The following is a 12,450-nucleotide window of genomic DNA, read 5'->3' as shown; positions in this document are numbered from 1 at the left end:
CTTTTGGATTTTTAAATACCTAACTTAGCATTGAAAGCCTGCAATGTTTCCAATACATTGCTCTTTACATTAATAAACTGATCAATACCCTGAGCCTTCAGGTCTTCCATGCAAGCAGGAGCACCTGCTACTACAAATTGAGCACGGCCATTCAAAGCCTTGAATGCTGCCGGAGCCAGTTCTGCATATTCGTCATCGCTTGAACACAAGACAACGATGTCTGCACCTGCCTTAACAGCGGCTTCTACACCTGCTTCAACTGTATCAAATCCTAAGTTATCAATTGTCTTGTAACCTGCGCAAGCAAAGAAGTTGCAAGAGAATTGAGAACGAGCCAAACGCATTGCCAAGTTACCGATTGTCAACATGAATGCTTTCGGAGTCTTACCACTCTTTTCAGTAGCTAGACGCAAAGCTTCAAATTGAGAGCCGCCACGTGCAAAGTTCAGTGTAGCAATTTCCGGTTCGCCACAGCTGTGACCTTCTTTGTTCTGGCAGCAGCAAGCGCCTTCTTCTTTCTTGATCTTTTCAGCTGCTACTTCTGTGAAGTTCGGGAACTGGTTCGTACCCAGCAAGGTCTCACGGCGAGTAGCAACAGCTTTGTGGCGAGCTTCGTTGGAAGCATTGACAGCAGCCTGGATTTCTCCGGCATTAGCCTGTGCGCCGAAACCACCTTTTTCTTCTGTTTCCAGGAATAACTTCCAGGCAACATCAGCAATTGAGTTGGTGAATACTTCAACAGTATATGAACCGGCAGCCGGGTCAACAACCTTGTCGAAGTGAGATTCTTCTTTCAGCAACAACTGCTGGTTGCGGGCGATACGTTCAGAGAAGTCATCTGGAGTTTCGAAGGCTTCGTCGAACGGACGAACTGTAATTGAGTCAACACCTGCAATCGCAGCAGACATGGCTTCTGTCTGTGAACGCAACAAGTTTACATGTGCGTCATAAATTGTCATATTCCATTTTGAAGTCTGGGCATGAACAGCCATCTTGCAAGCACATTCGCAAGCAGGTTTGTAAGCGGCTACGATTTCGGCCCACAACCAACGAGCTGCACGGAATTTAGCAATTTCCATGAAGTAGTTTGAGCTGATACCAAAGTTGAATTTGATTCTCTTGGCTACTTCATCTACGCTGCAACCAGCATCTGTCAGTTTAGCCAACAGTTCGTTACCCCAGGCTAAAGCATAACCTAATTCCTGAGCGATATAAGCTCCGGCATTGTTGAATAAGAAGGCATTAACAGCCAAAACTTTGTAGTTAGGAAGTGCTTTTGCAGCTTCTAATACAGCTTTAGCGCCTTCTACCCAGTTTTCGTTCTTATGGCCTTTGATTAACGGCTTTTTGAACGGATCAAAGTTTACTGAACCTTCGCATTTAGCTGCATCAACACCTTTAGAAGCATAATAAGCAGCTAAGATTTCGATTAACTTGGCAGCCTTACAGTTGCAAGTATTAAAGTTCAGTTCTACGCTTGCCGGACAAATGCCTTCAAGCAAGGTCGCAATGTTTTCAGCGCTTACTTCGTCGCCTTTAATGATAAAGCCTAATGAAGTAACTCCTTTGTTCAGAATGTCCAATGCCTTTTCGTTAGCCGCTTTGAAGCATGTAACTTCAATGTTTTGGCGTACTTTCCAGTCATTGTCTTTCTTCGTACCACGTACATACGGGAATTCGCCTGGAAGTGCAGTAGTAGTTTTCAGACCTTCCAGATCTTCCAAACGATAGAACGGATTGGCATTAAAGCCTTCACCTGTTTTCCAAACAAGCTTTTTCTCAAACGGAACGCCTTTCAGGTCGGCCGTGATTTTCGCAATCCACGCTTCGGTTGAAACGGGTTCGAATTCAGAGAAAAGTTTTTCTTTTTGTTCTGCCATAATATTAGTTGTTTATTAAACTGGTATTAGTAATGTTTTTCTATTAATTACCATGTTAGTTATACACGATACCTAACGACTTACAAAGGTAAGAGAAATAATTTTTTTGCAAAACTATTTGTCGGATTAAAATAAATCTTTACTTTTGCACTGTCTTAAGGACAACAAATGGCGCATTCGTCTAGTGGCCTAGGACGCGGCCCTCTCACGGCTGAAACCCGGGTTCGAGTCCCGGTTGCGCTACTTATTAAGGATGTTACTTGGTGGTAAGTGACATCCTTTTTTGTTTCAGCGTATATGTTTAGCGTAATAAGGGAAAGACAGACACTCAGAGGAATTTGGCATTTGATATATTTCAGGATCAGGAAAAAATGATGATTCCTATTATCCTTAAAGGAAAGAAGAAATTGTCTGGTGCACAAACAACTTTTAATCGATTGAATAAAAAGATCGCAAAGTTGAAAATGATTATAGATGAATTGCCACAAAGGAAACATGTCATTAAAAAGTATTTTGATGAAAAGCGAAGAGAGGCTTTAGAGGCGATCCGTCAATATTATATGCAGATTAGTACGGGACTTGCCCAAGAAGAAATAAACAAAAAAGGTCTGGAATCAATGTAAATCCAGTTATGATTTCCTATTTTTTTGCCTATAATTTTATTGATTCACTAATATGAATTAATTAATTTACAATTGTGAATTGATTGAATCACTATTGTAAATTGATTAATTCATATTAGTGAATTAATTAATTTGTGGCATAAAAACAGTAGTTTGTGGCAGGGAATATATGAATATGTCTATGGATAAAACTTACTGTTTCATTTGCTGGAGATAGGAGAGGAGGAGAGATGGCGCTTGTTACAGCCTGGAATTCGGAAATTAGTATGGCAGGGATGGAGATATTGAGTGAAACTTCTTAAATCACCATAAGATTTTGTTTTATAGAGGTATATTGGAAAAGTGAAAGATGATTCAGGAATAAAAAGAGAGACACGGAGATCGTTGGTAAATGAACTCCGTGTCTTTCCAAGATTGCTGTATTAAAAAGTGATCTGTTCTAATTACTTCGAGCTGGAGATGTCTCCCAAGAATAAATCCATCATGCGTTTGGCTGCTACAAACGGCGTAATCTCGTTTTGCAGAACTTGCTGCTCCGTTTGATTGAGCATGGAGCTGACTGCCGGATTGTTGTAGAACGTATCACGCAAGGTGTCGTTGATGCTTTCATACATCCAGTATTTGGCCTGTTCGCGTCTCTTATATTCGAAGTAGCCGTTCTTTTTGGTGAAAGCCATGTATTCATCAATCATATCCCAGATCTCTTTGACACCGATGTTGTAATAACCGGAGTAGGTGAGGACTTTGGGCGTCCAGCCTGATTCGGTAGGCGGGAAAAGATGCAGGGCGTTGCGGAACTGAGATGCAGCCATCTGGGCTTTATCCACATTGTCTCCATCGGCTTTGTTGATGATGATGCCGTCTGCCATTTCCATGATACCACGTTTGATGCCTTGTAATTCATCGCCGGTTCCTGCCAATTGGATCAATAGGAAGAAATCGACCATTGAATGTACGGCTGTTTCACTCTGACCGACACCGACTGTCTCTACGAAGACCGTATCAAATCCGGCTGCCTCGCATAAGATAATCGTTTCTCTTGTCTTACGGGCTACACCGCCTAAGGAGCCGGCCGATGGCGAAGGGCGGATAAACGCATCTTTCTCTCTCGACAAAGTTTCCATTCGGGTCTTGTCTCCTAAGATACTGCCTTTCGAACGCTCACTACTCGGGTCGATGGCCAAGACTGCCAGCTTATGTCCTTTTTTCAGGAGATGCATACCAAATACATCGATTGACGTACTTTTTCCAGCACCCGGCACACCCGTAATACCGATACGCATGGATTTTCCGGCATAAGGAAGGCATTTCTCTATGATTTCCTGGGCGATCTGCTGATGTTCGTGTTTGGCACTTTCTACCAGTGTTACTGCCTGGCTTAAGATGGTGATGTTGCCTTTCAGAATACCTTCTACGTATTCTGCCGGCGTATATTGTCTGCGTTGTACTCGTTTCTTAAGGTATGGGTTTACCGTTGGTACGTCAACTATACCTTTATTTACTTTTAATCCTTTGTACAAATCGTCATTTTCTGGGTGTTCCATGATTGTGTTGTTTTATTTATGGGCTGTTACTTTTAATAAACGAACCGGTCCGTTCGGATCATTGCTGATAATGTTCACTAAGGCCTCCAGGCGAACTTTTACATCTTTGGGGCGTATGGAAACCTTATAGGTGGTTGTTTCTCCCGGTTTGATTTCCTTCTTTCCCCGGTTGATGGAGATCAGCTCGTTGTCGGATGTAAAGCTATGAATGATCAGGTTCGACTTTCCCGTATTGGTAATATCCACGGTTCCGGTAATTTTGCTGCTGATAAAAGGAATCTTGTTCTTCTTCGATGGCAGTTTGCCGAAATCCAGTAGCGTTCCCGATATATGGATTGCCGGTCCTTTCGCTTTCTCGCGTGCCGACATTTTACTGAAGTCGTCGATCACATTCGCGGCCAAGGCTACAGACTCAGTTGTATTTTTTTCTCCGGCAGCTTTGACTGTCAGAGGAATGTGTACCAGTTTCCGCCCTTTGTGCTTGATTTTCCGTCCATCTATCAGGAAGGTGATTTCTCCCGTCTCTTCCGGTTTCAGGGACGTCGGTTTCATATCCGCGATGATGAAATCCGGCATTTTCCCGAATTCGACTTGGATAGACGTTTTCCCTTCATTCTTAACACTGATCTTTTCGCCCAGGCTCTCGTTTTGCCGGAGGTTGTTGAAAAGAACATTTTTCGTATGCAGCTTTAAGTTTCCGATAGCATACGGATAAGAAAACTCAGGAGTCAGTTCTTTAGGAATGACATTCCCTTTGATGGCTACATTATATCGCCCTTTTCCCGCATTGCTGTAAAGCGTGATTGTCTTATAGAAAGGACCGGGCCTGCCGTTCGGATTATAGGTCACTTTGAGAATACCCGTCTTGCCGGCGGCAATCGGCTCTTTGGTCCATTCCGGCCGCGTACAACCGCACGAAGCAGTCACACGCGAAATAACCAGCGGCTTGTCGCCCGAGTTGGTGATCGTAAAAACATGCGAAGTAAGCCCTTTCGCTTCTTCAATCGAACCAAAGTTAAACACCTGTTGGTCTACACTGATCTGAGGTGCATTCTGGGCCATACCTGCAATAATGCTACCAAAGAGCAGAACGATTGCGCATATAATCTTTTTGATGTCCAATATCATTACGGCAGTTTTATTAATAATGTATGCTCTGTTGGGATGCGTTATTTGACTTTCCCTTTAATCGTAAGAATATAACTTCCTTTCTTCCCGTTGCTGTATATCGAAATGGCTTTGGCAAAGACTCCAGGTCTGCCGGCCGGATTGTAAGTGATTTTTACATCACCGCTTTTTCCCGGCGCAATCGGTTCTTTAGTCCATTCCGGAGTTGTACATCCGCAGGAAGCAATCACACGAGTCAGAACAAGCGGAGCGTCGCCTGTATTGTCGATCTTAAATGTATGAGAAACTTTTCCATCTGCTTCTTTAATCTCTCCAAAATCGTAGATGGTTTCCTTGGCTGAAATAACAGCTTTCTTCTGCTGGGCAGAAAGAGCACCTATGGAAAGTACAAGTGCTGTTAATAAGAAAATTATACGTTTCATTTCTCTCTTAAATGTTAGAATAATACTAGGCAAAGATAAGAATTAAGCCGAAATGTCTGCATATATTTACTTCTATTTTAAGAATAATACAGATATAAAGACCGGCTCAGCCGGATGTTAGCTGGCCCGTATGGACAAAAACAGATCTTTCGCATTGAAAATCTTGTAGGTAAATGTGGAAAATAACCCCGTAAACTTTAGAAAGTATTTGGATAAGAATTTGAAAATGCATACCTTTGCACCGTTTTTTACTGCCGGAGTGATCCGGATAGGGGAACTGAACCGATGTTTAATTAAAATCAGACTTGGAAAGGAGGCTGTTGAATTATTTTATAAATTAAGATAGAGATATATTCGCTAAGAAATATAAGGTAAACGAAAGTACCATAAAAATAAATCAAATTGAGAATTATTGGCAGAAAGTTTGGCTGATAGCGAAACTATCCGTAATTTTGCTGCCCGTTTTAAGGATGTATTAATTAAACAAAATAACAAATTAAAATTATGATCGTAGTTCCATTAAAAGAAGGCGAAAACATTGAAAAAGCGCTGAAGAAATTCAAAAGAAAATTTGAAAAAACAGGTGTTGTAAAAGAATTGAGAAACCGTCAGGCTTTCGAAAAACCATCAGTTACGAAGAGAAAGCAAATGATGCGTGCCATTTACGTACAGCATTTGCAGCAAACTGAAGAATAATTGAAAAAATACTTGTTTTTTTAGAATCTAATTTCTATATTCGTTGCAGAATAGTTGATGCAATGAAGCATGTTGGTTGATAACTTTTTGAATTACTTGCGTTATGAACGCAATTATTCAGATTATACGATCGAATCGTATAAAAAAGACATAAGTCAGTTTGAGGCTTTTGTGAGTGAGCAATCGGTGTGTTTGAATTTTCCGGTTGACGTAGATGCTGATTTGGTAAGAAACTGGATTGTCCAGTTGATGGACAACGGTTATTCACCGGTGTCAGTGAACCGGAAATTAAGCTCTTTGAAATCTTTTTTTAAATATCTCATGAAGCAGAAAGTAATTTCTGTGAATCCGATGCGTATGGTGGTCGGTCCGAAAACCAAAAAGCCGCTTCCGTATTTCGTAAAAGACCGGGATATGGAGATGCTTTTGGATGAAGATCAGCCGGTGTCGGATGAGGATTTTGAAAGCGTGAGGAATCATTTAATCGTAGAAATGCTTTATGATACGGGAATGCGTCGATCAGAATTGGTTGGCTTGCAGGATGCAGATATTGATTATGAGCTGATGCAGATTAAAGTAACAGGAAAGCGTAATAAGCAGCGATTGATTCCTTTTGCGAATGGTTTGAAAGAGTTGATGCAGAAGTATCAGCAGATTCGTAATCGGGAAGCCGGAAGCGGTAAATGGTTTTTTGTCCGGTCAAATGGTGAACAAATATCGGCGGCAATTGTTTATAATATAGTAAAGCGAAAGTTGTCGGAGATACCTACTTTGGCTAAACGAAGTCCACACGTATTACGACATTCATTTGCAACAAGTATGTTGAACAATGGGGCAGAGCTGAATGCGGTGAAAGATCTGTTAGGTCATAGCAGTCTGGCTTCAACCAGTGTTTATACACATACATCCTTTGAGGAATTAAAAAAAGTGTATCATGCTCATCCTCGAGCGCAAAAAGAAGGAGGTCATTATGGAAATTAGAATTCAGGCGATTCATTTCGATGCAACAAAACAGTTGGAAGCTTTTATTCAGAAGAAAGTAACAAAGTTGGAGCAATACTTCGACGGCATTATATCAGCAGAGGTGACATTGAAAGTTGTGAAACCAGAAACTGCGATGAATAAAAATGCCAACATTTTGTTGAAGATAAAGAATGGAGACTGCTTTGCGGAGAAAACTGAGGATTCATTTGAAGCGGCCATCGATGAATGCGTGGAAGCTTTGGAAAAACAATTAGTTAAATTCAAAGAAAAAAGCAGATCTAAATAAAAAAAACGGTAGAAAATTTGGTATGTAAGAAATAATGCCTAAATTTGCAGCCGTTTCGACGTAGTGCCGGAACGGCTGCTTATTTGAGCAAATGCCTCTTTAGCTCAGTTGGCCAGAGCACGTGATTTGTAATCTCGGGGTCGTTGGTTCGAATCCGACAAGAGGCTCAAAAAGAATGACAAGGGAGAATTGACAATTTACAGTGAAAATAAATTATCTATTCTCAATTTTTAATTGTCAATTAAATTGGGGGCAGTTACCAGAGTGGCCAAATGGGGCTGACTGTAACTCAGCTGGCTTACGCCTTCGGTGGTTCGAATCCATCACTGCCCACTCAAAAATTGCGGAAATAGCTCAGTTGATAGAGCACTAGCCTTCCAAGCTGGGGGTCGCGGGTTTGAGTCCCGTTTTCCGCTCAAATGCCTAAATAGCTCAGCGGTAGAGCACTTCCTTGGTAAGGAAGAGGTCCCGAGTTCAAGTCTCGGTTTAGGCTCTGATTAAATCGAATAAATTATTAATCATATAAAGAACAATTAAGTTATGGCAAAAGAGAAATTTGACAGATCGAAACCACATGTTAACATTGGTACGATTGGTCACGTTGACCACGGTAAAACAACTTTGACAGCTGCAATCACTACAGTATTGGCAAAGAAAGGTCTTTCAGAACAGCGTTCTTTCGATTCTATCGATAATGCTCCTGAAGAAAAGGAAAGAGGTATCACTATCAACACAGCTCACGTAGAATATCAGACTGCAAACCGTCACTATGCTCACGTTGACTGTCCGGGTCACGCCGACTATGTAAAGAACATGGTAACTGGTGCTGCTCAGATGGATGGTGCTATCATCGTAGTTGCTGCTACTGATGGTCCTATGCCTCAGACTCGTGAACACATCCTGTTGGCTCGTCAGGTAAACGTACCGCGTTTGGTTGTTTTCTTGAACAAGTGTGATATGGTTGACGACGAAGAAATGCTGGAATTGGTAGAAATGGAAATGCGTGAATTGCTTTCATTCTACGGATATGATGGCGATAACACTCCTATCATTCGTGGTTCTGCCCTGGGTGCTTTGAATGGCGATCCGAAATGGGAAGAAAAGATCATGGAATTGATGGATGCTTGCGATACTTGGATTCCTCTGCCTCCGCGTGAAATCGATAAGCCGTTCTTGATGCCGGTTGAAGATATCTTCTCAATTACTGGTCGTGGTACTGTAGCAACAGGTCGTATCGAAACAGGTGTTGTTAAGGTAGGTGATGAAGTTCAGATTATCGGTTTAGGTGCTGACGGAAAGAAATCTGTTGTAACAGGTGTTGAAATGTTCCGTAAGTTATTGGATCAAGGTGAAGCTGGTGATAACGTAGGTCTGTTGCTTCGTGGTATCGATAAGAACGAAGTTAAGCGTGGTATGGTAATCTGCCACCCGGGTCAGGTTAAGCCTCACTCTAAGTTCAAAGCTGAAGTTTATATCTTGAAGAAAGAAGAAGGTGGTCGTCACACTCCGTTCCACAACCACTATCGTCCTCAGTTCTATATCCGTACTTTGGATGTAACAGGTGAAATCACTTTGCCGGAAGGAACTGAAATGGTTATGCCGGGTGATAACGTAACTATCGATGTAGATTTGATCTATCCGGTAGCATGTAGCGTAGGTTTGCGTTTCGCTATCCGTGAAGGTGGCCGTACAGTAGGTGCTGGTCAGATCACAGAATTGGAAAACTAATTTCCATTATATAGAGCCAGTCCTATCATAGGACTGGCTATTTACGGAACTAGCTCAGTTGGTAGAGCACTGGTCTCCAAAACCAGGTGTCGGGAGTTCGAGCCTCTCGTTCCGTGCTAAAAATAACTATTCAATGAAGAAGATATTTGAATATATTAAAGAATCTTATAACGAGCTTGTGTATAAGGTTTCTTGGCCTACAAGAGCAGAGTTGTCAAATAGCGCAGTAGTGGTTATGTTTGCTTCCCTTATCATTTCTGTCGTTATCTTTGTTATTGACATGAGCTTTGAAGGTGTGATGCGTTTCTTCTACGAAAAAATCTTTTAATTAGTGTAAGGGTATGTCTGACGTTCAAAAGAAATTTTATGTTCTTCGTGCTATCAGCGGGAAGGAAAACAAGGCGAAAGAGTATCTGGAAGCTGAAATAAAGAATACTGATTTAGGAGAGTACGTATCGCAGGTGTTGATCCCTACTGAAAAGACTTTTACAGTCCGTAACGGGAAGAAAGTAATGAAAGAACGTGCTTATCTGCCAGGTTATGTATTAGTAGAAGCTGCTTTGGTGGGAGAGGTAGCTCATCGATTGAGAAACATTCCCAATATCATCGGCTTTTTAGGTGGATCGGATAATCCGGTTCCTCTTCGTCCGGCAGAAGTTAATCGTATTTTAGGTACGGTTGATGAAATGCAGGAACAGCCCGAAGATATGGATATCCAATTTGTAGTGGGTGAGAATGTGAAGATCACTTTTGGTCCGTTTAACGGATTTAGTGGTATCATCGAAGAAGTCAATGCCGAGAAACGGAAGCTGAAGGTGATGGTTAAAGTCTTCGGACGGAAAACCCCTCTTGAGCTCGGTTATATGCAAGTGGAGAAAGAATAAGAGCTCTGGTTACGAAAAGTACTTATTCTTTCGGTTATTGATGTTATATATCTAAAATTTTTAGAAAATGGCTAAAGAAGTTGCTGGACAAATCAAATTGCAAATTAAAGGAGGAGCAGCAAACCCTTCTCCCCCAGTAGGACCGGCCTTAGGTTCTAAGGGTATTAATATTATGGAGTTTTGCAAGCAATTTAATGCCAGAACCCAAGACAAGGCTGGTAAGGTATTACCTGTAGTAATTACTTACTATGCTGATAAGTCTTTCGACTTTGTCGTTAAAACTCCTCCAGTAGCAGTTCAGTTGTTGGAAGCTACAAAAGTGAAGAGTGGTTCTGCTGAGCCGAATCGTAAGAAAGTTGCAGAAATTTCTTGGGATCAGGTAAAAACAATTGCAGAAGACAAGTTACAAGATTTAAACTGCTTTACTGTTGAATCAGCCATGAAGATGGTTGCCGGAACAGCTAGAAGTATGGGTATCACTGTTAAAGGGGCATTCCCGGGTAATAATTAATAAACTTCAATTGAAATGAGTAAACTTACAAAAAATCAAAAGTTGGCTTTAGGTAAGATTGAAGCTGGGAAGACTTATTCATTGAAAGAAGCTGCTGCTTTGGTAAAGGAAATTACTACTACCAAGTTTGATGCTTCTGTAGATGTAGACGTCCGTTTAGGAGTTGATCCCCGTAAGGCCAATCAAATGGTAAGAGGTGTTGTTTCATTGCCTCATGGAACTGGTAAGCAGATTCGGGTTCTTGCATTGTGTACTCCAGACAAGGAAGCAGAAGCTACTGCAGCAGGTGCTGACTATGTAGGTTTGGATGAATATATCAATAAGATCAAAGGTGGCTGGACTGATGTTGACGTAATCATCACTATGCCGTCAATCATGGGTAAAATTGGTGCTCTGGGTCGTGTATTAGGTCCTCGTGGTTTGATGCCTAACCCTAAGAGTGGTACAGTTACTAACGAAATCGGTAACGCTGTAAAAGAAGTTAAGCAGGGTAAGATCGATTTCAAGGTTGACAAAGCAGGTATTGTTCACACATCAATCGGTAAGGTTTCATTTAGTGCTGATCAGATTCGCGACAACGCAAAGGAATTTATTTCAGCTTTGATTAAATTGAAGCCGTCTGCTGCTAAAGGTACATATATAAAGAGCATTTATCTTTCAAGTACTATGAGTGCGGGTATTAAAATTGACCCAAAATCAGTTGATGAACTTTAAAAACAATTGAACAACAATGAGAAAGGAAGATAAAGGTGTAATTATAGAACAACTTACTGCTACATTGCAGGAGTATCCTAACTTCTATTTGACGGATATTGAAGCTATCGATGCTGAAACAACAAGCCGTCTGAGAAGAGAATGCTTCAAGAGTGATGTTAAGCTGGTGGTTGTTAAGAACAATTTGCTTAAGAAAGCACTTGAAAATGTAGAAGGTGATTTTTCACCTCTGTATACAGCATTAAAGGGCAATACAGCTGTGATGTTTTCACAAGTTGCTAATGCTCCCGCTCGCCTGATCAAAGAATTTACTAAGGATACAAAGGGTGAAGGTAAACCTCAGTTGAAAGCTGCATATGTACAGGAAAGCTTCTACGACGCTTCATCTTTGGAAGCTTTGGTAAATATCAAGAGCAAAAACGAACTTATTGCAGACGTTATCGCTTTGTTGGAATCTCCGGCAAAGAATGTTATCTCTGCTTTGCAGTCATCAGGACAAACTATCCACGGCTTGTTAAAGACCTTGGAAGAAAGAAAATAATAAATTAATCAAGTAAAAAATAATCATTTAAATCATACAAAAATGGCAGATTTGAAAGCTTTTGCAGAACAATTAGTAAACCTGACCGTAAAAGAAGTTAGTGAATTGGCAACAATTCTGAAAGAAGAATATGGTATCGAACCTGCTGCTGCAGCTGTAGCTGTTGCTGGTCCTGCTGCTGCAGGCGCTGCTGCTGTAGAAGAAAAAACTTCTTTCGATGTAATCCTGAAATCAGCTGGTGCAGCTAAATTACAGGTTGTTAAGGCCGTTAAGGAACACTGTGGTCTTGGTTTGAAGGAAGCTAAAGACTTAGTAGACGCAGCTCCTAGCAAAGTTAAAGAAGGCATTTCAAAAGAAGATGCTGAAGCTTTGAAGAAGGCTTTGGAAGACGCTGGCGCAGAAGTTGAGCTTAACTAATATTTCAAAAACCTGGTAATCAGGGAGTTGGTTAAGAATCTTCGGAGACGGAGATTCTTAACCTTTTTGTGTCTATAATTTCAATAAGTTCA

General features: G+C 41.2%; 15 protein-coding genes and 6 tRNA genes. 17 read left to right on the top strand and 4 right to left on the bottom strand.

Translation table 11 applies throughout. The features are described from left to right. Window positions 1-11 precede the first annotated feature (11 nt). Entirely contained in the window at window positions 12-1,880 is a 1,869-nt protein-coding gene (mutA, locus tag NEE14_RS08370; protein WP_251967768.1) for a methylmalonyl-CoA mutase small subunit, read from the bottom strand. Window positions 1,881-2,050: 170 nt separating this feature from the next. Between mutA and NEE14_RS08365 the strand changes: the two genes are divergently transcribed. Both NEE14_RS08365 and NEE14_RS08360 read left to right on the top strand, forming a co-directional pair. Further along, a tRNA-Glu gene (locus tag NEE14_RS08365) sits at window positions 2,051-2,123 on the top strand. A 95-nt stretch (window positions 2,124-2,218) separates the two neighbouring features. Next, window positions 2,219-2,503 carry a hypothetical protein gene (locus NEE14_RS08360; protein ID WP_251967769.1) on the top strand — a complete coding sequence of 95 codons (285 nt, stop codon included), beginning with the start codon at window positions 2,219-2,221 and terminating at the stop codon, window positions 2,501-2,503. A gap of 443 nt (window positions 2,504-2,946) precedes the next feature. On the opposite strand, the gene meaB is transcribed toward NEE14_RS08360, so the two are convergent. The 3 genes from meaB to NEE14_RS08345 are packed head-to-tail and all read right to left on the bottom strand — an operon-like array spanning window position 2,947 to window position 5,597. Beyond that, window positions 2,947-4,047 carry a methylmalonyl Co-A mutase-associated GTPase MeaB gene (gene meaB, locus NEE14_RS08355; protein WP_251967770.1) on the bottom strand — a complete coding sequence of 367 codons (1,101 nt, stop codon included), beginning with the start codon at window positions 4,045-4,047 and terminating at the stop codon, window positions 2,947-2,949. A gap of 12 nt (window positions 4,048-4,059) precedes the next feature. Then, window positions 4,060-5,175: a DUF1573 domain-containing protein gene (locus NEE14_RS08350; protein ID WP_251967771.1), complete on the bottom strand. Its 1,116-nt coding sequence runs from the start codon at window positions 5,173-5,175 to the stop codon at window positions 4,060-4,062. Window positions 5,176-5,216: 41 nt separating this feature from the next. Beyond that, window positions 5,217-5,597 (bottom strand): DUF1573 domain-containing protein, encoded by a 381-nt coding sequence (locus NEE14_RS08345; RefSeq protein WP_251967772.1) that lies wholly within the window; start codon window positions 5,595-5,597, stop codon window positions 5,217-5,219. A gap of 504 nt (window positions 5,598-6,101) precedes the next feature. Between NEE14_RS08345 and rpsU the strand changes: the two genes are divergently transcribed. The 15 genes from rpsU to rplL all read left to right on the top strand — a co-directional run bounded on the left by rpsU (window position 6,102) and on the right by rplL (window position 12,358). Beyond that, window positions 6,102-6,293 (top strand): 30S ribosomal protein S21, encoded by a 192-nt coding sequence (gene rpsU / locus NEE14_RS08340; protein ID WP_251967773.1) that lies wholly within the window; start codon window positions 6,102-6,104, stop codon window positions 6,291-6,293. 69 nt (window positions 6,294-6,362) lie between these two features. Beyond that, window positions 6,363-7,274, top strand: coding sequence for a tyrosine-type recombinase/integrase (locus NEE14_RS08335; RefSeq protein ID WP_251967774.1), 912 nt, complete (start codon window positions 6,363-6,365; stop codon window positions 7,272-7,274). Beyond that, a complete protein-coding gene (gene hpf / locus NEE14_RS08330; RefSeq protein WP_243323038.1) occupies window positions 7,264-7,563 on the top strand; it encodes a ribosome hibernation-promoting factor, HPF/YfiA family in 300 nt (99 codons plus the stop codon). Before NEE14_RS08335 ends, hpf begins: the two co-directional genes overlap by 11 nt. Window positions 7,564-7,656: 93 nt before the next feature. Continuing rightward, window positions 7,657-7,730, top strand: a tRNA-Thr gene (locus NEE14_RS08325). Window positions 7,731-7,813: 83 nt separating this feature from the next. Beyond that, window positions 7,814-7,896, top strand: a tRNA-Tyr gene (locus NEE14_RS08320). A gap of 10 nt (window positions 7,897-7,906) precedes the next feature. Then, window positions 7,907-7,979, top strand: a tRNA-Gly gene (locus NEE14_RS08315). A gap of 5 nt (window positions 7,980-7,984) precedes the next feature. After that, window positions 7,985-8,056, top strand: a tRNA-Thr gene (locus NEE14_RS08310). 47 nt (window positions 8,057-8,103) lie between these two features. Then, a complete protein-coding gene (gene tuf, locus NEE14_RS08305) occupies window positions 8,104-9,291 on the top strand; it encodes an elongation factor Tu (protein ID WP_251967775.1) in 1,188 nt (395 codons plus the stop codon). A 43-nt stretch (window positions 9,292-9,334) separates the two neighbouring features. After that, window positions 9,335-9,407: transfer RNA gene (locus NEE14_RS08300), tRNA-Trp, on the top strand. A 17-nt stretch (window positions 9,408-9,424) separates the two neighbouring features. Then, window positions 9,425-9,619, top strand: a complete 195-nt coding sequence (gene secE / locus NEE14_RS08295; RefSeq protein ID WP_022454903.1) for a preprotein translocase subunit SecE — start codon at window positions 9,425-9,427, stop codon at window positions 9,617-9,619. 13 nt (window positions 9,620-9,632) lie between these two features. Next, window positions 9,633-10,175: a transcription termination/antitermination protein NusG gene (gene nusG, locus NEE14_RS08290; protein WP_022454902.1), complete on the top strand. Its 543-nt coding sequence runs from the start codon at window positions 9,633-9,635 to the stop codon at window positions 10,173-10,175. A 67-nt stretch (window positions 10,176-10,242) separates the two neighbouring features. Beyond that, window positions 10,243-10,686, top strand: coding sequence for a 50S ribosomal protein L11 (gene rplK, locus NEE14_RS08285; RefSeq protein ID WP_022454901.1), 444 nt, complete (start codon window positions 10,243-10,245; stop codon window positions 10,684-10,686). 15 nt (window positions 10,687-10,701) lie between these two features. Continuing rightward, the gene (gene rplA, locus NEE14_RS08280; protein ID WP_251967776.1) at window positions 10,702-11,400 is read left to right on the top strand and encodes a 50S ribosomal protein L1; all 699 of its coding nucleotides are present in this window, start codon (window positions 10,702-10,704) and stop codon (window positions 11,398-11,400) included. Between the two features lie 16 nt (window positions 11,401-11,416). Then, window positions 11,417-11,941 carry a 50S ribosomal protein L10 gene (gene rplJ / locus NEE14_RS08275; RefSeq protein WP_022454899.1) on the top strand — a complete coding sequence of 175 codons (525 nt, stop codon included), beginning with the start codon at window positions 11,417-11,419 and terminating at the stop codon, window positions 11,939-11,941. 42 nt (window positions 11,942-11,983) lie between these two features. Then, window positions 11,984-12,358: a 50S ribosomal protein L7/L12 gene (rplL, locus tag NEE14_RS08270; RefSeq protein WP_022454898.1), complete on the top strand. Its 375-nt coding sequence runs from the start codon at window positions 11,984-11,986 to the stop codon at window positions 12,356-12,358. Window positions 12,359-12,450 lie beyond the last annotated feature (92 nt).

This window comes from Parabacteroides sp. AD58 (genome assembly GCF_023744375.2).
Classification (GTDB): domain Bacteria; phylum Bacteroidota; class Bacteroidia; order Bacteroidales; family Tannerellaceae; genus Parabacteroides; species Parabacteroides absconsus.
This window is presented reverse-complemented; position numbering and strand designations above follow the sequence as displayed.

What these genes read in the sequence shown, in the direction of transcription:
- mutA (WP_251967768.1), bottom strand. Translation starts at nt 1,880, where the DNA reads ATGGCAGAACAAAAAGAAAAACTTTTCTCTGAATTCGAACCCGTTTCA.
- meaB (WP_251967770.1), bottom strand. Translation starts at nt 4,047, where the DNA reads ATGGAACACCCAGAAAATGACGATTTGTACAAAGGATTAAAAGTAAAT.
- NEE14_RS08350 (WP_251967771.1), bottom strand. Translation starts at nt 5,175, where the DNA reads ATGATATTGGACATCAAAAAGATTATATGCGCAATCGTTCTGCTCTTT.
- NEE14_RS08345 (WP_251967772.1), bottom strand. Translation starts at nt 5,597, where the DNA reads ATGAAACGTATAATTTTCTTATTAACAGCACTTGTACTTTCCATAGGT.
- rpsU (WP_251967773.1), top strand. Translation starts at nt 6,102, where the DNA reads ATGATCGTAGTTCCATTAAAAGAAGGCGAAAACATTGAAAAAGCGCTG.
- NEE14_RS08335 (WP_251967774.1), top strand. Translation starts at nt 6,363, where the DNA reads ATGTTGGTTGATAACTTTTTGAATTACTTGCGTTATGAACGCAATTAT.
- hpf (WP_243323038.1), top strand. Translation starts at nt 7,264, where the DNA reads ATGGAAATTAGAATTCAGGCGATTCATTTCGATGCAACAAAACAGTTG.
- tuf (WP_251967775.1), top strand. Translation starts at nt 8,104, where the DNA reads ATGGCAAAAGAGAAATTTGACAGATCGAAACCACATGTTAACATTGGT.
- secE (WP_022454903.1), top strand. Translation starts at nt 9,425, where the DNA reads ATGAAGAAGATATTTGAATATATTAAAGAATCTTATAACGAGCTTGTG.
- nusG (WP_022454902.1), top strand. Translation starts at nt 9,633, where the DNA reads ATGTCTGACGTTCAAAAGAAATTTTATGTTCTTCGTGCTATCAGCGGG.
- rplK (WP_022454901.1), top strand. Translation starts at nt 10,243, where the DNA reads ATGGCTAAAGAAGTTGCTGGACAAATCAAATTGCAAATTAAAGGAGGA.
- rplA (WP_251967776.1), top strand. Translation starts at nt 10,702, where the DNA reads ATGAGTAAACTTACAAAAAATCAAAAGTTGGCTTTAGGTAAGATTGAA.
- rplJ (WP_022454899.1), top strand. Translation starts at nt 11,417, where the DNA reads ATGAGAAAGGAAGATAAAGGTGTAATTATAGAACAACTTACTGCTACA.
- rplL (WP_022454898.1), top strand. Translation starts at nt 11,984, where the DNA reads ATGGCAGATTTGAAAGCTTTTGCAGAACAATTAGTAAACCTGACCGTA.